Genomic DNA, 17,046 nt, shown 5'->3' with positions numbered 1-17,046 from the left:
TGGCTTGTCGCGCAGTTCCCCGCGCCCCTGAGGTGATTGCAACGAACGGTCAGTTGCAATCGCTAGGGGCGCGAGGAACTGCGCGACAAGCCACCCACCGCCTACACGTTCACGCCCCGGTCCACACCGGCGGCCTCCGCTCCGCAAAGGCGCGGGCGCCCTCCGTGGCGTCGGTGCTGCGGAAGACCGAGGTGATCTCGTCGGGTTCGGCCCAACGGCGTTCCCGCATCAGCTTCTTGGTCATGGCGACGCCCAGCGGGCCGTTCTCGGCGATCCGGCTCGCCAGGGCCAGGGCCTCGGTCAGTACCTGGTCGGCGGGTACGACCCGGTTCACCAGGCCGAACTCGCGGGCCTGCGCGGCGGTGACCGGGTCGCCGGTCAGCCCCATCTCCAGGGCCACGGACAGCGGCGCCCGCGACGCCAGCGTGGTTCCGCCGCCCGCCGCGAACAGCCCGCGCTTGACCTCGCTCATCCCGAGCTTCGCCCCCTCGGCCGCGACGACCAGATCGCACGCCAGCATCAGTTCGAAGCCGCCGCCCATCGCCGAGCCGTTGAGCGCGGCGACCACCGGGGTGGCGATGCCCTCGCGGAAGAACCAGACCAGTCCGTCGAACTTGCCACCCTTGGTGAACGCCTTCAGGTCCATACCGGCGCAGAAGACCGTTCCGGCCCCGGTCACCACGACGGCTCGGACCTCCGGGTCGGCGTCGGCCGAGCGCAGCACGTCCGACAGGTCGTCGATCAGCGCGGGGCTGAGGGCGTTCCGCGCCTCCGGCCGGTTCAAGGTCGCGACCAGCACATTGCCGACCCGTTCGGTCAGCACCACGTCGCTCACTTGGCGGCCGCCGAGGCCGCCGCGGTCGCCGCGCGGGCCCGGGAGCGGTAGGCCTCCAGCTTCTCCTCCGGCTCGATCAGCCGGTGGCTGCGGGACTGGATCGACACGTCGTGGCCCTTGGCCAGCGACCGCAGCGCTCCCACCGTGGCCTGCTCGCGCGGGACGTGCGAGAAGGGGGCGAAGGAGTACCAGCGCATGGCGTTCTCGTGGGTCATCTTGTTGATGTCCGAGTCGGGGACGTCGAAGCGGTTCATCACGCCGAGCAGTTCCTCGGGCGCCTCCGGCCACATCGAGTCGCTGTGCGGGTAGTCGCACTCCCAGGCGATGTTGTCGATGCCGATGTCGTGACGGAGCTTCACCCCCACCGGGTCGCTGATGAAGCAGGTGAGGAAGTGCTCGCGGAAGACCTCCGACGGCAGCTTCCCGCCGAAGTCCTGCAGGGTCCAGGCGGAGTGCATCTCGAAGGTGCGGTCCACCCGCTCCAGGAAGTAGGGGATCCAGCCGGTGCCGCCCTCGGACAGGGCGATCTTCAGGTCGGGGTAGTCCTTGACCGGCTGGGACCACAGCAGGTCGGCCGCGGCCGAGACGATGTTCATCGGCTGCAGCGTGATCATGACGTCGGGGGGCGAGTCGACCGCCGGGATCGCCAGCCGGCCCGAGGAGCCGATGTGCACCGACATCACGGTGTCGGTGTCCGACAGCGCCTTCCACAGCGGGTTCCAGTACGGGTCGTGGAAGCTCGGGTAGCCGAGCACGGCCGGGTTCTCGGTGAAGGTCAGCGAGTGGCAGCCCTTGGCGGACACCCGGCGGACCTCCGCCGCGCACAGTTCGGGGTCCCAGATGGCGGGGATGGCCATCGGGATGAACCTGCCGGGGTGGGCCCCGCACCACTCGTCGATGTGCCAGTCGTTGTAGGCGCGCACCAGCGCCAGCGAGAAGTCCGGGTCCTCGGTCGCGAACAGCCGGGCCGCGAAGCCGGGGAAGGACGGGAAGTTCATCTGGGCCAGGATCCCGCCCGCGTTCATGTCGGCGATGCGCTCGTTGACGTCGTAGCAGCCGGGCCGGATCTCGTCCAGGGCCTGCGGTTCCAGGCCGTACTCCTCCTTCGGCCGCCCGGCCACCGCGTTCAGGGCGGCGGTGCGGATCACCGTCTCGCGGAACGTCCAGGTGTCGGTGCCGTCCTCCTGGTGGACCAGCTGCGGCGCGTCGTCCTTGTAGCGCTGCGGCAGGTGGTTCACGAACATGTCGGGCGGTTCGATGATGTGGTCGTCCACGCTGATGAGGATCATGTCGTCGCGGTCCATGACACTGCCTTTCTCTCAGTCGGAGGCAGGCAGCGGCTTCGCTGCCTTGATGGTCATCGGGACGCCGTCGCAGCTCAGCGCGCCGGAACCGGAGACGGTGCAGAGCAGTTCGAGCGTCCCTGCGGCGTCGGTGTAGCGCTTGCCGATCAGCGTGGCGGCGTCGGCCCCGCCGGAGGGCGCGGGCCGGGCGGTCGCGGCGGCCGCGGCGACCATCGGACTGCCGCCGCAGGCGATCACCGGCTGCCCCTCGGCGGCGCGGATGACCACCACCCGGGTGCTGCAGACGGTGCTGGCGAGCTGGTCACCGGGGCGCAGCCTCGTTGCCGGTGAGGTCATGGCGGAGGTCCCTTTCGAGCAGGCGGTCGGCGAGGAGGGAGAGGTCGTAGGACTGGCGGGCCAGCCAGAAGCGGAGGAACCCGATCAGCGAGTACCGCAGGAACAGGGCCGCGCCCACCACGCTCGCGGTGATCCCGGCGAGCGCGACCGTGAGGGCGTCCCCCTGGGTGAGCGAGTCGGTGGTGCCGCGGGACATCAGATAGGCCGTCACCGCGAGCACCGGGCCGACCAGCATCAGGACGACTCCCAGGCGCAGCCAGAGCGTGGCTCTGCCGGCGGCCGGGTCCGGGATCTTCAGCGCCGCCAGGTCGCGGACGAATCGGTCCGCGCGCGTCTCGGCGGAGGTACCGACGGATGTCTCGCCAGTGCCTGTCTGGGCGGTGGATGTCGGACTGGTGGATGTCACAGCGGACTCCCCATGTAGAGGGCGGAAAGTTCGGCGCGCAACCCGCTGTCCGGGTGGCCCTGCCGTTGGACCCGGCCGCGCACCAGCACGGCCGCATGGTCGGCGATCCCTAGGACGGCCGCCGCGAACTGTTCGACCACCAGCACGGCCACGCCCTGCCGGGCGATCTCGGCCACCTGCTCGTACAGCCGGCCGACGACCAGGGGCGCCAGCCCCATGGAGAGTTCGTCCAGCAGCAGCACGGCCGGGTCGGTGGCCAGGCCGCGGGCGAGGGCCAGCATCTGCTGCTCGCCGCCGGACAGGGTGCCGGCCTGCTGCGAGGCGCGTTTGGCGAGGATCGGGAACCGCGTGAAGGCGATCTCCTCGATCTCGGCGCGGCTGCGGCCGGTGAACGTCATCATCAGCAGGTTGTCCCGGACCGTCAGGTTGGGGAAGACTCCGCGTCCCTCCGGGATCAGGCAGACCCCGGCGCGGGCCAGCCGGCGCGGGTCGGCTCCGGTCACGTCCCGCCCGCCGACCAGCAGCCGGCCCGACGCGGCCGGGTGGACCCCGGCGGCCACCCGCAGCACGGTGGTCTTGCCGGCGCCGTTCGGGCCGAGCAGGGCCACCACCTGACCGGCGGCGACCGCGAGGTCCACGCCGTGCAGCACATTGATCCGTTCATGGGCCGCACGGATGCCGCGCAGCTCCAGCAGTGCGCTCACGCGTCCCCCAAGTAGGCTGCCAGGACCGTCTCGTCGTGCCGGACCAGGTCGGGCGGGCCGACGGCGATGACCTTGCCGAGGTCGAGCACGTACACCTGGTCGCACACGCTCATCACCAGGCCCATGTCGTGCTCGACCAGCACCACGGCGGTGCCCTCGTCGGCCAGTGCGCGCAGCAGGGCGGCGAAGCGCTCGGTCTCCTCGCCGTCCTGGCCGGCTGCGGGCTCGTCGAGCAGCAGCACCTTGGGGCGCATCGCCAGCGCCCGGCCCACCTCGACCAGTCGGCCGACCCCGGTGGGCAGCGAGTCGGGTGAGCTGTCGGCGATCGCGGTCAGGCCGAGCCTGGTCAGCAGTGCGTCGACCAGCGCCGCCGCCCTGCGCCGGTCGGGCCCCAACTCGGCGGCGACCAGCAGGTTGTCACGGACGCTCAGCCGGCCGAAGAGCTCCAGCCGTTGGAACGTCCGGGCCAGGCCGTGCCTGGAGCGGCCGGCGGGCCTGGACCGGGTGACGTCCCGGCCGTCCAGGAACACCCGGCCCGAGGAGGGCCTGCGCAGTCCTGACACCACGTCGAACAGGGTGCTCTTGCCGGCCCCGTTGGGCCCGATCAGCCCGGTGACGTGGCCCGACTCGGCGGTCAGGCCGACCCCGTCCAGGGCCCGGTTGCCGCCGAAGGCCACCGTCACCCCGCTAACCTGCAGCGATGCCACGGGCGAGCACCTCCTCGTCCTCCGGGCGCCAGGCGCGCCGTATGCCCAACCACTCGACCGGGACCTCCTCCGGTGCAGCCGCTTCCGCTCCGGCCGAGCCGGCGGCAACAGCGGCGGCCAGGACGGCCCGCTGCCGGGCCGCCGCCCACCCCCGCAGTGCCAGCGCGAGGACCAGCGCGACGCCGCAGAAGACCCATCCGTCGATCACGTCGGCGAGCCGCAGCACCCAGGCCGCCGCGATGCCGAGCACCAGCACCGGCAGCGCGATCCGGTCCCGGGCCACCGGTGCCCACTCGCTGCGCATGCTGGGCACCACCCCGTCGGGGTTGCGGCCCAGCCCCACCCCGGCCAGGCCGGGCAGCAGCGCCACGGCGTTCTGCGACCAGGGCGCGATGGCGATCAGCGCGTTGATCGGCCCGACGTAGGCCGTCCCGGTGAACAGGCCGCTGCCCACCGCGCCGAGGCCGCCGACCACCGCGACCAGGAAGATCGGCAGCCCGGCCACCAGATTGAACTGGGTGGCCGAGACGGACTGCAGTTGCATCCCGTACAGCGCCCCGCCGAGGCCGGCGATGCCCGAGGCCAGGGCGAACACCAGGGCCTTGGCCAGCAGCAGGTTGCCGCCGAGCGTCGCGTAGGCGGCTTCGCTGTCGCGCAGCGCGATCAGCCGCCGTCCGAACCTGCCGCGGCGCAGCGCGGCCACCCCGATGGAGGCGAGGGCCAGGCAGACCGCGGCGAACACCATCAGCTGCGACTCGCTGTCCAGGTGCAGGCCGAACAGGTCCGGCCCGACCGCAGTGACCGAGCCCTGGTCGAACAGTCCGATCTGCACTCCGAACAGCTTGAACGTCGGCAGGGTGAAGATCCACTGATCGAGGACGACCGCGAACGCGGCCGTGCCGAGGGCCAGGTAGACCCCGGAGAGCCGTAGCGCGGGCAGCGCGATCAGCCCCCCGGCCACGGCGGAGACCACGACCGCGACCAGCAGCGCCCAGAGCTCCCCGTGCGCGCCGAGGTGTGCCCACACGACCGCGCCGATCCCGGCCATGCTCAGCTGGCACAGCGAGATCTGTCCCGCGTAGCCGGCCAGTGGCACATAGGACAGCGCCACCACGCCGAGCGAGAAGATCGGGCCGTAGGTGATCAGGTCGGGGGCGCTCAGCACGGTGGCCAGGACCACCCCGAACGCCACCACCACCAGCGCGAACAGCCCCGTACCGGCCATGGTCGGCACCGGGATCTGCCGCAGCCGCCGGTCGCGTCCGCGCAGCCGCCGGTGCGGGAAGGCCAGCAGCGCCGCGAACAGCAGCAGCGCCGGCGCGGCCAGGCGCAGGCCCGGGAGGTAGGCGTTCTGCGGCAGGTAGCCGGCCAGGTAGCTCTCCATGCAGCCGACCACGATCGCGCCGACGAAGGTCATCGGCAGGCTGCGCAGCCGGCCGAAGACGGCCGCGGTGTAGGCGCTGACGATCAGCAGGGAGAGCTGCGAGGCGTCCAGGGTGACTGTCGGGGCGATCAGGATGCCGCCGATGGCGGCCAGTTGGGTGCCCAGGATCCAGGCGACCTGGTTGGCGCGCACCGGCCTGGCCCCGGCGAGTCCCACCAGCGCGCGGTCGTCGACGGTCGCCCGCATCTCCGCGCCGGTCCGGGTCCGGTACATCAGCACCCGCAGCCCGATCGCCACGGCCACCGCGACCGCCATGGTGATGGCCTGATGCCAGGTCACCGTGGCCGGACCGAGGTGGAACGGCTTCCGGTCGGCGAAGAACGTCGGCAGCGGCCGGGCGACGTTGGGGTCCCAGATCCACCGGGCCGCGGCGATCAGACCGCTCAGCATCGCCACCGTCATCACCAGGCGTTCGGCCTCGCCCAACGCCTGGACCGGTCGCAGCACAGCCCGCTCCACGAGCAGCGCGAAGGCCGGCGCGAGCACCAGCAGCACCAGGACCAGGGCGACCGGGACCGGCCAGCCCCAGCCGACGGTGAACTGCCAGTAGCAGAACGCGGCGAGCATGCCCGCCGCACCGTGCGCGAAGTTGAACACGCCGGTCGTGGAGTAGGTGAGCACCAACCCGCTGCCGATCACCGCGTAGATCGCGGCGGTGCTCAGGCCGACGATCCCGAAGGTGATGAACTGGTCCATTACTCGCCGCCAACCGGTCTGGGCAGATCCATGGGATGTCCTCCTCGTTGCAGACTCCAGCAAGTGAGTCTGCTCCTCTCCACAGATGGAAGCTATCTTCTCGCTAATGAAGAATCAATCATTCGGACCAAGGAGGAACCATGGCCAAGCAGCGGTTCGGCACCTCGATCGCGATGACCGACGACGAACGTGACGCGTTCCTGCGCACCCGGTCGGTGTGCCGGGTCGCGACGGTGGGCCCGGACGGGCGCCCGCACGTCAGCGCCCTGTGGTTCGTCTGGGACGGCAGCGCGCTGTGGCTCAACTCACTGACCCGCAGCAAGCGCTGGGCCGACCTCGCGGCGGATCGGCGCTGCAGCGTGATCGTCGACGAGGGCGACACCGACTTCATGGCGCTGTGCGGCGTTGAGCTGCAGGGAAGCGTCGAGGTCGTCGGTGAGGCCCCGCGTCGGGGCGAGCCCGTGGAGCAGCTGCTGACCCCCGAGAAGCTCTTCGCCGACAAGTACATGGGCGGCGGCGACTTCCGCTACGACGGCCGGCACGGCTGGCTCCGGCTGCTGCCGGAGACGGTGGTCAGCTGGGACTTCGCCAAGCTGCGGCAGCGTCCGTTGACGCCGCCGCCGACCTCGTGAGAACCTTCCATCCGTTCAGTGAGAATTAAATTCTCACGCATGCCGGTGCCAGGAAGGGCGGTCGGGTCCTTGTCCACTGACGACCTGATGGAGATCCAGCAGCTGCTGGCCCGCTACGCGGTGCAGATGACCCGCGGGGACATCGACGGCGTGATCGCCGTCTTCACCCCCGACGGCAGCTACAGCGCCTTCGGCGACAGCTACGGACTGGACGAGTTCCCGGCGCTGGTAGCCGCCGCCCCCAAGGGGCTCTTCCTCACCGGTACACCCGTCGTCGAGCTGTCGGGGGACAGCGCGACCGGCACCCAGCCGCTCTGCTTCGTCGACCACGCCAGCCACGACCTGCGGATCGGCTACTACAACGACACCTATCTGCGCACAGCCGAGGGCTGGCGGCTGCGGACCCGGGCGATGACCTTCATCCGCCGCAGCGGAGCGCACGACTCGGGCCGCCCGCACGCCTACCAGCGCCCGGACGCATGAGCAGCACGCACATGAACGTCGCCGACTTCCGCTCGGGCCTGCGGACCTGGCTGGACCGGAACGACCTGTCCCCCGGGCCGGACCACTCCCTCGACGGACAGGTCGCCCAACTGGCCCGGGTGCGCAGGGCGCTCTTCGACGCGGGCTGGATGCGGTACGGCTGGCCCCCCGACGTCCAGGGACTCGGGGGGCCGGCGGTACTGCGCGCCGTACTCGGCGAGGAGGTCGCCGAACGCGGCCTGGCCGAGCCCGGGATCTACTCGATGGTCGAGGTGCTGGTCCCGACGCTGATCTCGTACGCCCCGCCGGCACTGGCGAGGACCATGGTCCCGCGGCTGCTCAGCGGCCGCGAACAGTGGTGCCAGGGCTTCTCCGAGCCCGGCTCCGGCAGCGACCTGGCCTCACTCACCACCCGGGCGGTCCCGCGCGAAGGGGGTACCTCCCACTCGAGCGGAGCCGAGAGTGGGGGAGACTGGGTGATCACCGGTCAGAAAGTCTGGACCAGCCTGGCCCAGTACGCCGCCCGCTGCGTCCTGCTCACCCGCACCGGCCCCGGCCACGGCGGGATCACCGCCTTCTTCGTCGACATGGACACCCCCGGCATCACCGTCAGGCCGCTGCGCACCATGCACGGCGTGGACGAGTTCGCCGAGGTGTTCCTCGACGACGTGGTCGTCCCCGCCGACCGGATGCTCGGCCGCCCGGGCGACGGCTGGCAGCTGGCGATGGACCTGCTCCCGCACGAGCGCTCCACCTGCTTCTGGCACCGCATCGCCCACCTGTTCACCCGGCTGGACCGGTTGCTCGACGAGACCGGGGATCCGGACGACGACGCCCTGGGCGCCGCCTACCTGGCGCTGCACACCGCCCGGGCCCGCTCCCACGCGACCCAGCGGCGACTGGCCGAAGGCGCCGTCCTCGGCCCGGAGACCTCGGTCGACAAGGTGCTGCTGGCCACCGCCGAACAGCGGCTGTTCGACACGGCCCGGGACCTGCTGCCGGGCGTGCTGGAGCTGACGGACTCCCCCTGGCGGGAGGAGTACCTGTACTCCCGGGCGGCGACCATCTACGGCGGCACCGCCGAGATCCAACGCAACATCATCGCCCGCCGACTGCTCGGCCTGGGGAAGGACTGACCGTGGACCAGGCCGAACGGGAGCTGCTCGCGGAGACGCTCCGCAAGACGATGACGGCGGCGTCGGGCCGCGCCCTCGACTCGGCCCTGGCCGACCTCGGCTGGGCCGAGCTGCTCGCCGAACTGCCGGACGTCGCAGTCCCCTTGACCTTCCGCCTGCTCGGCGAGACCGGCGCCCACGCCCCACTGCTGAACGACGTCCTGCTCCGCGCGGCCGGACGACCGCCCGGCGGCACCACGGCACTGCCGTACACCGGCGGCGCATGGGTGCGCTGGGAGCGGGACGACCGGGAGAGCACGGCGCTGGACGGGGACCTGCCGCTGCGCATCCTCCCGACCGGGGATCCGCTCACGGACCCGGCGCTGGCCGCCGGCCGCCGCGCACTCGGCTGGTGGCTGCTGGGCACCGGCCGGGCCATGCTCGCGCTCGCCCGCACCCATGTGCTGGACCGCACCCAGTTCGGCCGCCCGCTCTCCTCGTTCCAGGCGGTACGGCACCGGCTCGCCGAGACCCTGGTCGACCTGGAGGGCGCCGAGGCGACCCTGCTGGCCGCCGAGGACGGGCTCGGCTCGCTGCTCGCCAAGGCGGCCGCCGGACGGGCGGCGCTGACAGCGGCCCGGCACTGCCAGCAGGTGCTCGGCGGGATCGGCTTCACCGCCGAGCACGGTCTGCACCGGCACGTCCGGCGGACCCTGGTGCTGGACGGACTGCTCGGCAGCGCACGGGAGTTGACCCGGGAGGTGGGGGCGCTGCTGCGGGAGAGCGGCACGGCCCCCCGGCTGATCCAGCTCTGACGTCACGTCAAGCCCTCACGTCAGGTCCGGCTCTGCGCACGCCCGCGGGCGGTGACCTCGCGGCGCCGGGCGGCGACCTGGCTGGTCCCGGGCTGCCAGGTCTCGGCCATGACGCCCTCGATGTGGTGCGCCTCGTCGAGGGTGGCGGTGTTGGCCAGCTGACGGTAGTGCCGGAGCAGCCGGCGCACGCCGCGCTGGTCGTTGCTAACGATGTCGGCGGCCAGCTGCCGGGCACAGGGAAGCAACTCCTGGTGCGGCACGACATGGTTGACCAGTCCTAGGTCCAACGCCTCGTCAGCGGTCAGGAAATTGCCGGTGAGTGACATCTCGACAGCCCGGCGCAGCCCGACGGACTGGGCCAGCAGCACGGTGGCGCCGCCGCCCGGCATGATGCCGAGCCGGGCATGGGTGTCGGCGAACCTGGCCCGCTCCGAGGCCACCAGGAAGGTGCACTGCAGGGCCACTTCGAGCCCGCCGGTCACCGCGACGCCGTTGACGGCCCCGATCACCGGCTTGCCGATGACCGGCAGGAACCGGTAGAGGCCGTTGCTGTCACGCTCGGGCCCCTGGCCCGATGCCCGAGGAGCCGCGGTGGCGGGTATCTCCCCCGACACCTCCTTCAGGTCGACGCCGGCGCAGAACGCGGGATCCGCTCCGGTCAGGATCACCGCATCGACGTCGGTGTCCCGCCCGGCCGCGGTGACCGCGTCCCAGAGCGCCTGGGTGAGCTCCCGGCTCAGCGCATTGCGGGCCTCCGGCCGGTTCAGCGTCACCGTCGCGACGCGCTCCTCGATGTCGACCAGAACGACGGGCTCGGGCAAGGGACACCTCTTCGCAGAGAACTAGATTCTCACTGAATGCACATCATACTATCCATAAATGAAAATCGACGGTGGTATCACCGGCCTGGCCGGCGCCGCAGCACGGGCCCGCGTCCTGGAGGGCGACGGCTACGACGCCGCCTGGGCGGGAGAGCTCAACCAGGACCCCTTCCTCCCGCTCGCGGTCGCCGCCGAGGTGACCGACCGGATCGAGCTGGGCACATCCATCGCGGTCGCCCTGGCCCGATCGCCGATGACCCTCGCCTACACCGCCGACGACCTGCAACGGCACTCGGGCGGCCGACTGCTGCTCGGCCTCGGCTCGCAGGTGCGGGCCCACGTGGTGCGCCGCTACTCCATGCCCTGGGGCCGGCCCGCGGCGCAGCTGCGCGAGTTCGTCCTCGCCCTGCGGACCATCTGGTCCTCCTGGCAGGACGGCACACCACTGGACTTCCAGGGCGAGTACTACCGGCACACCCTCATGCCCCCGGACTTCGTCCCCCCGCGCCACGACTTCGGCCCGCCCCGGGTACTGCTGGCCGGTGTCGGCGAGCTGATGACCCGTACCGCCGGCGAGGTGGCCGACGGCTTCCTCTGCCACGGCTACACCACCGCGCGCTGGATCCGCGAACGGACCCTGCCGGCCCTGCGCGAGGGGCGCGAGCGGGCCGGCGCCACCATGGACGGCTTCGAGGTGGCCAACACCCCGTTCATCGTCACCGGCACCGATCAGGAGATGGAGGCCGCCCTGCCGGTGCTGCGGGCCCGGATCGCGTTCTACGCCTCCACCCCCGCCTACCGGGGCGTGTTCGAGCTGCACGGATGGGGCGATCTGAACCAGGAGTTGACCGCGCTGTCGAAGGCTGGGCGCTGGCCGGAGATGGCCGGCCTGGTCACCGACGAGATGGTCGACGCCTTCGCGATCGTCGCCCGCCCCGACGTCCTGCCCGTCCGTGTCGCGGAACGCTTCGGCGGGCTGCTGACCCGCATCACCTTCACACCACCGGCCGGCCTCGCCCGCGACGCCGCAGCGGACCTGGTCGAGCGGCTGCGGGCGTGCTGCTGAGGGTTGCGAAACAGCATTCTCGTAAACGAGAATCAGACTTACCCACCTGGACCCCGACCTGCACCGGGAGCACCCGTGACCGACCTCTGGACCGACCTGCTGGCCTGCGTGGACCTGCGCGAGCAGGAGGGCGGACCGGGCCCGCGCTACACCGGTCCCAACCAGCGGCTGCCCTACCACCGTCTGTTCGGTGGGCAGTTGCTGGCCCAGTTCGCCCGGGCCGCCTCGCTCGCCTGCCCCGGAAAGACCGTCAAGTCCCTGCACGCGCTGTTCCCCCGGGCCGGAAGGACCGACGAACCGGTCGACTACCAGGTGGAGCGCCACCACGAGGGCGGCACCTTCGCCACGGTCACGGTCGTGGCCCGGCAGACGTCGGGCGTCGTGGCCACCGCCGCGGTGTCGCTGCACGCCTTCGAGGAGGGGCTGGACCGGCAGGGCGACCTGAAGGTCCCCGAGGTCCCAGCGGCCGAGCACGCGCTGGCTCTCGACCTGATCCCCTGGGACACCCGCTCGCTCGGCGGCCTGGACACCCCGGACGCCGAGCCGGCCGAGTTCGACCTGTGGATGCGCACCCCGCCGGTCGACCCGCAGCTGGCCCCCGCTTTGACCGCCTACGCGACCGACCTGACCCTGATCGGCACCGCGCTGCGCCCCCTGGAGGGGGTCACCCAGAACGACTCGGGCACCGCGTTCACCTCCGCCGTCACCTCGCACAGCCTGTGGTTCCACCGCCCGTTCCGCACCGACGACTGGCTGCTGCTGCGTCAGCACAGCCCGCTGCTGGCGCACGGCCGGTGCTTCGGCCGGGGCGACGTGATCACCCGCGACGGCTCACTGGTCGCCTCCTTCGCTCAGGAGGCCCTGCTGCGCTTCAGGTCCTGAGATCGGACTTCCGGTCCTGGGATCGGAGAGGGCCAAAAGCCTCGTCCGGGCGGGAAGGCGCGCATAGTGTTGCCCCGGGACACGGCGTGGTGTGCCGGAAGGGTGCCGGATGATAGCGATGACGACCCAGCGCGAGGAGATCCTCCTCACCGCCCTGGAGGTGTACGCCGAACGCGGTTACCGGGGCACCTCCCTCGACCTGGTCGCCGAGCGTGCGGGCCTGACCAGGCAGGGCCTGCTGCACCACTTCCCGAGCAAGAAGAAGCTGCTCATCGCGCTGCTCGAGTTCCGCGAGGAACGCAGCCGGGCCTACCTGGCCGCCGACCACGCGGACAAGGACTGGCCCAACCAGCTCGCCGAGGCGCTGACCTTCGACCACCGGATGCCGGTGCTGGCCGAGGTCCACAGCGTGCTGCTGGCCGAGAGCATCACCGGGAACGACCTGGACCAGCAGTACCTGCACGACCATCAGCACACCCTGGAGGAGCGCACGGTCGCGCTGTTCGCGGAGCGCTACGGACCCCGGCTGCCCAGCGGGCTGACCCCGCGGACCGCCGCGACGGCGGTCCTGGCCATGATCGAGGGGATGCAGCTGCAGTGGCTGCTGGAGCCGGATCAGACGGACTATCCGGCGATCATGCGGGATACGCTGTCCGTGCTTCTGGGGTCAGCGCCCGAGGACTCCATCGCTGAATGAAGCCGGCCATGGCCGTGAGGACCTCCGCGCGCAGGCTCGCCGCGTCCGCCCGCACATGCAGGTCCACCGTGACGCCGGAGCGGGCCGCGCGGTTGGCGAACTCCACCGAGTCGTCGAGCAGCGGATCGGTGCCGGCCACCAGCAGCTGGATCGGCGGCAGTCCGTGCAGATTGGCGAGCAGCGGGCTGAGCAGGGGGTTGGTCGGCGCGGTGCCGGCGGCGTAGCGCTCGGCCCAGCGGCCGAGCTCGGCCACGTCGAAGGTGGGGTCGGCGGTCGCGTTCAGCTGCAGGCTGGGCGCCTGCATGGTGAGGTCGAGCAGGGCCGAGACCAGCACCCCGCAGCGCGGCGCCGGCTCGCCCAGGTCCCGCAACCGCAGCAGCAGGGCGGCGGCCAGGCCCGCTCCCTGACGCTCCCCCACCACGGCCACCGGCCCCTGGCTCCGGCAGTAGTCGTAGGCGGAGTGGACGTCCTCCAGCGCGGCCGGGAAGGCGGTGCGGTGCCGCGGGGCGACGACCACCGCCCCGGTCCGCAGGGCCAGCCGCTCGGCCAGGCCGGGGGCCGACTCCGGCGCGCCGGAGAGCCTCCGGTCACCGGGCAGGTACAGGACGACGCCCCCGGTGGGGTTCGGCGGACGCACGACCACGCCCACCGAGCCCGTCTCGACCCGCGGTTCACTTCGCACGCGACATCACTCCGTCCACTGCCTGCCAGTGCTCGTCGGCCACCCACAGTTGCGCGAAGAGCCGCGCCGCCTGCTCGGCCGAGCCGTCTCCCGTGATCACCTGCTTGATCGCCTGCGCCGGTGCGGTGGCGAGCGACCTGGCCAGCGAGCGCCAGCCCTGCTCGAAGCCGGCCCGCGGCAGCACCCGGTCCACCAGACCGAGGCGTTCGGCCTCGACGGCGCCGACCATGGCCCCCGTGCCCGCGAGCAGCAGCGCCCTCCCCCGGCCGACCAGTGACGCGAGCCGTTCGGCGCCGCCCCAGGCCGGCATGATCGCGAGCGTCACCTGGGTGAAGCCGATCCTGATGTCGTCGGCGGCCACCCGGATGTCGGCGGCCAGGGCGACCTCGGCCCCGCCTCCCAGGGCATGCCCGTTCAGGGCCGCGATCACCGGGCCGGGGAACGCCGCCAGCCGGTCGCAGATCCCCCGCATCCGCAGGGCCATGGCCATCGCCTCCTCCTCGGTCCGGATCGCGGCGAGTTCCTTCAGGTCCCCACCGGACACAAAGGCCCGGTCGCCCGCGCCGGTGACGACCAGGGCCCGGGAGCCCTCCGCCGCATCGAGAGCCTTGTCCAACTCGTCCATGGTGCTCAGCGCGATGGCGTTACGGGCCTGCGGGCGGTTGATGGTGACGACGGCCAGCCCTTGGTCCAGCTCCAGCTCTACCATCAAGCTTCTCCATATGAGAGATGCGTATTCTCATTCTGAGCGAACATCATATTCACCGGCAGCGGCGCAGTCCAGACCGGTTCCACCGGATCAGTCCTCGTAGACGACGGTGACGTGCGGAGTCACCGGCTCCCCCTGGCAGGTGAGGATCCAGCCGTCGGCGATCTCGTCCTCCTCCAGCGCGTTGTTCACCCGCATCCGGGCCTTGCCCTCGGTGATCTGGGCGATGCAGGTGGCGCAGTTCCCCGCCTCGCAGGAGAAGGGCGGCGCCAGACCGGCCCGGCGCGCACTCTCCAGCAGGGTCTCGTTGGCGTGCTGGGCGACGGTGTGCCGCTTGCCGGAGAGGACGATGGAGACGGTGCCGTCCAGTTCGGCGTCGGCGGAGCCGTCGCCGGAGTCGACCACTGCGGCCGGGGCGGCGAAGCGCTCGGCGAAGATCCGTGCCGGATCGGCGCCGTGGGCCAGCAACGCACGCTCGGTCAGGTCCATGAAGGGCGCCGGTCCGCAGAGGTAGAAGTCCGCGCCCCGGTCGCCCAGGACGAACTCGCGCACCTGGTCCTCGGTGACATAGCCCGACCGGTCGTCCAGGTGGTGCCGGATCTCGAAGCGGGTCGGGTGGCGCCGGGCCAGCTCGTCCATCGCGGGTCCGAAGATGACCGAGTCGGCGTCCCGGTCGGCCGCCAGCACCCGGACCCGTCGCGCCGTCGTCGCCAGCGCGGTCTTGACCAGGGACAGGATCGGCGTGACGCCGCTGCCCCCGCAGAACGCCAGCAGCGGCGCCGGGGTCTCCCGCAGGCAGAAGAGCCCGGTGGGACGGGTGGTCTCGATGACGTCGCCGGGCCGCAGATGGTCGTGCATCCAGTTGGAGACCAGGCCGCCGGGGACCCGCTTCACCGTCGTCATCAGCTCGGCGTCGGTGTCCGGGGAGCTCGACATCGAGTAACTGCGCAGGGTGTCGCAGACCTTGACGGTCAGGAACTGTCCGGCCCGGTAGGGATAGGGGACGTCGAGCACATAGGTGCGCGTGTCGGCGGTCTCCTGGATGACTCGGGTGATTCGGGCCGGATACAGGCCCTGGTCTCGTCCCATGTATGGAATTTAGCTTCTCTTGCTGAGAGAGTGCAATTCTCAGCGTCGAGGAAGGAGCACTCGCCATGCGAAAGATCCCCGCCGAACTGGTGCAGCGCTACGAGGCGGAGGGCTGGTGGACCCGGGACACCATCGGCGACCTGCTGGCCCGCGGCCTGGAGGCCGCCCCGGAGACCGTATTCCGGGTGCACTCGGACGTGCGGCCCTGGACGGGGACCTTCGGCGAGCTCGAACGGACCGCGCGCCGGCTGGCCGCAGGGCTGCGCGAGCGCGGCGTCGGCCCCGGTGACGCGGTCGCCTTCCAACTGCCCAACTGGATGGAGGCCGCCGCGGTCTTCTGGGCCTCGGCGCTGCTCGGGGCGGTCGTGGTGCCGATCGTCCACTTCTACGGGCGCAAGGAGGTCGGCTACATCCTGGACTCGGTCACCCCGAAGGTCTTCGTCACGGCCGAGCGCTTCGGGCGGATGGAGCACCAGCCCGACCTGAGCGCCCGGGTACCCGTGGTCGGCGTGGTGGGACGGGACTTCGACGACCTGCTCGGCGCCGAACCCATGCCCGGCGTGGTCCGGACCGACCCGGCCGCCCCCGCCCTGATCGCCTTCACCTCCGGCACCACCCGCGACCCCAAGGGCGTCGTCCACAGCCACCAGACCCTCGGCTACGAGACCCGCCAGCTGGCCGGCTTCTATCCGCCGGACCGGGGCAGCCAGCTCACCTCGGCGCCGGTCGGCCACTTCATCGGGATGGTGAACGCCTTCCTGATCCCGGTGCTGGACGGCTCCCCGGTGAACCTCGCCGACACCTGGGACCCGGGCCGGGCGCTGGAACTGATGACACGTGACGGACTCACCGTGGGCGGCGGCGCGGCCTACTACATGACCAGCCTGCTGGACCACCCCGACTTCACCCCCGGACACCTCGCGCACATGAAGTACGCCGGCCTCGGCGGCGCGTCGGTCCCGACCTCGGTCACCACCCGGCTGGAGGCCCTCGGCATCACCGCGTTCCGCTCCTACGGCAGCACCGAACACCCCTCCATCACCGGCTCCCTGCACACCGCGCCCGAGCGCGAGCGGCTGTACACCGACGGGAAGGCGCTGTCCGGCGTGGAGTTCCGGCTGGAGTGCGACGGCGAGATCCTCAGCCGGGGCCCCGACCTGTGCCTCGGCTACACCGATCCGGCCCTGACCGAGAACGCCTTCGACACCGAGGGCTGGTACCGCACCGGGGACATCGGCGTGCTGGACCAGGACGGCTGCCTCACCATCACCGACCGCAAGGCCGACATCATCATCCGCGGCGGGGAGAACATCAGCGCGGTGGAGGTCGAGGAACTGCTGCTCGCCATGGACGGCGTGGCCGAGGCCGCCGTAGTGGCCGCCCCCGACGTCCGGCTCGGCGAGCACGCCGCTGCCGTGGTCCGGCTGCGGCCCGGCCACCCCGCGCCGCCCACCATCGACGCCATGCGGCGCCACCTGGAACAGGCGGGCCTGGCCCGGCAGAAGTGGCCCGAGGAGCTCCACACGGTCGAGGACTTCCCGCGCACCGCGAGCGGCAAGATCCAGAAGTTTCACCTCCGTCGGGACATTGCAGTGCGCCACGACGGAGAATAAGGTTCTCTTA

General features: G+C 71.6%; 19 protein-coding genes. 8 read left to right on the top strand and 11 right to left on the bottom strand.

Annotated elements, in window-relative coordinates; translation table 11 throughout:
- Positions 1-109: 109 nt before the first annotated feature.
- From IF29_RS0127465 to IF29_RS0127435, 7 genes are read right to left on the bottom strand one after another with little or no spacing between them, the layout of a single operon-like run.
- Positions 110-835: an enoyl-CoA hydratase-related protein gene (locus IF29_RS0127465; RefSeq protein ID WP_030260285.1), complete on the bottom strand. Its 726-nt coding sequence runs from the start codon at positions 833-835 to the stop codon at positions 110-112.
- Positions 832-2,139, bottom strand: a complete 1,308-nt coding sequence (locus IF29_RS0127460) for an amidohydrolase family protein (RefSeq protein ID WP_030260282.1) — start codon at positions 2,137-2,139, stop codon at positions 832-834. Before IF29_RS0127460 ends, IF29_RS0127465 begins: the two co-directional genes overlap by 4 nt.
- Positions 2,140-2,154: 15 nt before the next feature.
- A complete protein-coding gene (locus IF29_RS0127455) occupies positions 2,155-2,475 on the bottom strand; it encodes a hypothetical protein (RefSeq protein WP_030260279.1) in 321 nt (106 codons plus the stop codon).
- Positions 2,441-2,881 carry a hypothetical protein gene (locus IF29_RS0127450; protein ID WP_198037566.1) on the bottom strand — a complete coding sequence of 147 codons (441 nt, stop codon included), beginning with the start codon at positions 2,879-2,881 and terminating at the stop codon, positions 2,441-2,443. The genes IF29_RS0127455 and IF29_RS0127450 overlap by 35 nt, the downstream gene beginning before the upstream one ends.
- Positions 2,878-3,585 carry an ABC transporter ATP-binding protein gene (locus IF29_RS0127445; RefSeq protein WP_030260275.1) on the bottom strand — a complete coding sequence of 236 codons (708 nt, stop codon included), beginning with the start codon at positions 3,583-3,585 and terminating at the stop codon, positions 2,878-2,880. Before IF29_RS0127445 ends, IF29_RS0127450 begins: the two co-directional genes overlap by 4 nt.
- Positions 3,582-4,292 carry an ABC transporter ATP-binding protein gene (locus tag IF29_RS0127440; RefSeq protein ID WP_037596786.1) on the bottom strand — a complete coding sequence of 237 codons (711 nt, stop codon included), beginning with the start codon at positions 4,290-4,292 and terminating at the stop codon, positions 3,582-3,584. The genes IF29_RS0127445 and IF29_RS0127440 overlap by 4 nt, the downstream gene beginning before the upstream one ends.
- Complete coding sequence (locus tag IF29_RS0127435) at positions 4,273-6,432, bottom strand: branched-chain amino acid ABC transporter permease (RefSeq protein ID WP_030260270.1); 2,160 nt, start codon at positions 6,430-6,432, stop codon at positions 4,273-4,275. Before IF29_RS0127435 ends, IF29_RS0127440 begins: the two co-directional genes overlap by 20 nt.
- Positions 6,433-6,572: 140 nt before the next feature.
- Here IF29_RS0127435 and IF29_RS0127430 point away from each other — a divergent pair, with 140 nt between their 5' ends.
- From IF29_RS0127430 to IF29_RS0127415, 4 genes are all read left to right on the top strand, one after another.
- On the top strand, positions 6,573-7,064 hold the full coding sequence (locus IF29_RS0127430) for a pyridoxamine 5'-phosphate oxidase family protein (RefSeq protein WP_030260267.1): 492 nt from the start codon (positions 6,573-6,575) through the stop codon (positions 7,062-7,064).
- Between the two features lie 69 nt (positions 7,065-7,133).
- Positions 7,134-7,547, top strand: a complete 414-nt coding sequence (locus IF29_RS0127425) for a nuclear transport factor 2 family protein (protein WP_232242497.1) — start codon at positions 7,134-7,136, stop codon at positions 7,545-7,547.
- Complete coding sequence (locus tag IF29_RS0127420) at positions 7,544-8,683, top strand: acyl-CoA dehydrogenase family protein (protein ID WP_232242492.1); 1,140 nt, start codon at positions 7,544-7,546, stop codon at positions 8,681-8,683. The genes IF29_RS0127425 and IF29_RS0127420 overlap by 4 nt, the downstream gene beginning before the upstream one ends.
- 2 nt (positions 8,684-8,685) lie before the next feature.
- Positions 8,686-9,477, top strand: a complete 792-nt coding sequence (locus tag IF29_RS0127415; protein ID WP_030260261.1) for an acyl-CoA dehydrogenase family protein — start codon at positions 8,686-8,688, stop codon at positions 9,475-9,477.
- 20 nt (positions 9,478-9,497) lie between these two features.
- Here IF29_RS0127415 and IF29_RS0127410 read toward each other — a convergent pair whose 3' ends face one another.
- Positions 9,498-10,298: an enoyl-CoA hydratase gene (locus tag IF29_RS0127410; protein ID WP_030260259.1), complete on the bottom strand. Its 801-nt coding sequence runs from the start codon at positions 10,296-10,298 to the stop codon at positions 9,498-9,500.
- Between the two features lie 58 nt (positions 10,299-10,356).
- Here IF29_RS0127410 and IF29_RS0127405 point away from each other — a divergent pair, with 58 nt between their 5' ends.
- From IF29_RS0127405 to IF29_RS0127395, 3 genes are all read left to right on the top strand, one after another.
- Complete coding sequence (locus IF29_RS0127405; RefSeq protein WP_030260257.1) at positions 10,357-11,364, top strand: TIGR03617 family F420-dependent LLM class oxidoreductase; 1,008 nt, start codon at positions 10,357-10,359, stop codon at positions 11,362-11,364.
- Positions 11,365-11,439: 75 nt separating this feature from the next.
- A complete protein-coding gene (locus tag IF29_RS0127400; protein WP_030260255.1) occupies positions 11,440-12,246 on the top strand; it encodes an acyl-CoA thioesterase in 807 nt (268 codons plus the stop codon).
- A 118-nt stretch (positions 12,247-12,364) separates the two neighbouring features.
- A complete protein-coding gene (locus IF29_RS0127395; protein ID WP_051726069.1) occupies positions 12,365-12,943 on the top strand; it encodes a TetR/AcrR family transcriptional regulator in 579 nt (192 codons plus the stop codon).
- On the opposite strand, the gene IF29_RS0127390 is transcribed toward IF29_RS0127395, so the two are convergent.
- The 3 genes from IF29_RS0127390 to IF29_RS0127380 all read right to left on the bottom strand — a co-directional run bounded on the left by IF29_RS0127390 (position 12,882) and on the right by IF29_RS0127380 (position 15,423).
- The gene (locus IF29_RS0127390) at positions 12,882-13,625 is read right to left on the bottom strand and encodes an alpha/beta hydrolase fold domain-containing protein (RefSeq protein ID WP_051726068.1); all 744 of its coding nucleotides are present in this window, start codon (positions 13,623-13,625) and stop codon (positions 12,882-12,884) included. The two genes, IF29_RS0127395 and IF29_RS0127390, sit on opposite strands and share 62 nt — an antisense overlap.
- On the bottom strand, positions 13,615-14,334 hold the full coding sequence (locus IF29_RS0127385; protein ID WP_030260249.1) for an enoyl-CoA hydratase/isomerase family protein: 720 nt from the start codon (positions 14,332-14,334) through the stop codon (positions 13,615-13,617). The genes IF29_RS0127390 and IF29_RS0127385 overlap by 11 nt, the downstream gene beginning before the upstream one ends.
- A gap of 90 nt (positions 14,335-14,424) precedes the next feature.
- Positions 14,425-15,423 carry a ferredoxin--NADP reductase gene (locus tag IF29_RS0127380; RefSeq protein ID WP_030260247.1) on the bottom strand — a complete coding sequence of 333 codons (999 nt, stop codon included), beginning with the start codon at positions 15,421-15,423 and terminating at the stop codon, positions 14,425-14,427.
- 65 nt (positions 15,424-15,488) lie between these two features.
- On the opposite strand from IF29_RS0127380, the gene IF29_RS0127375 reads away from it, so the two are divergent.
- Complete coding sequence (locus IF29_RS0127375; protein ID WP_030260245.1) at positions 15,489-17,036, top strand: AMP-binding protein; 1,548 nt, start codon at positions 15,489-15,491, stop codon at positions 17,034-17,036.
- Positions 17,037-17,046 lie beyond the last annotated feature (10 nt).

Source organism: Streptacidiphilus jeojiense (assembly GCF_000719095.1).
In the GTDB taxonomy this organism is placed as follows: domain Bacteria; phylum Actinomycetota; class Actinomycetes; order Streptomycetales; family Streptomycetaceae; genus Streptacidiphilus; species Streptacidiphilus jeojiensis.
This window is presented reverse-complemented; position numbering and strand designations above follow the sequence as displayed.

Excerpts from the sequence above, each read along its gene's own strand:
- IF29_RS0127375 (WP_030260245.1), top strand. The coding sequence starts at position 15,489 with ATGCGAAAGATCCCCGCCGAACTGGTGCAGCGCTACGAGGCGGAGGGC.
- IF29_RS0127430 (WP_030260267.1), top strand. The coding sequence starts at position 6,573 with ATGGCCAAGCAGCGGTTCGGCACCTCGATCGCGATGACCGACGACGAA.
- IF29_RS0127405 (WP_030260257.1), top strand. The coding sequence starts at position 10,357 with ATGAAAATCGACGGTGGTATCACCGGCCTGGCCGGCGCCGCAGCACGG.
- IF29_RS0127455 (WP_030260279.1), bottom strand. The coding sequence starts at position 2,475 with ATGACCTCACCGGCAACGAGGCTGCGCCCCGGTGACCAGCTCGCCAGC.
- IF29_RS0127385 (WP_030260249.1), bottom strand. The coding sequence starts at position 14,334 with ATGGTAGAGCTGGAGCTGGACCAAGGGCTGGCCGTCGTCACCATCAAC.
- IF29_RS0127420 (WP_232242492.1), top strand. The coding sequence starts at position 7,544 with ATGAGCAGCACGCACATGAACGTCGCCGACTTCCGCTCGGGCCTGCGG.
- IF29_RS0127460 (WP_030260282.1), bottom strand. The coding sequence starts at position 2,139 with ATGGACCGCGACGACATGATCCTCATCAGCGTGGACGACCACATCATC.
- IF29_RS0127380 (WP_030260247.1), bottom strand. The coding sequence starts at position 15,423 with ATGGGACGAGACCAGGGCCTGTATCCGGCCCGAATCACCCGAGTCATC.
- IF29_RS0127395 (WP_051726069.1), top strand. The coding sequence starts at position 12,365 with ATGACGACCCAGCGCGAGGAGATCCTCCTCACCGCCCTGGAGGTGTAC.
- IF29_RS0127435 (WP_030260270.1), bottom strand. The coding sequence starts at position 6,432 with ATGGACCAGTTCATCACCTTCGGGATCGTCGGCCTGAGCACCGCCGCG.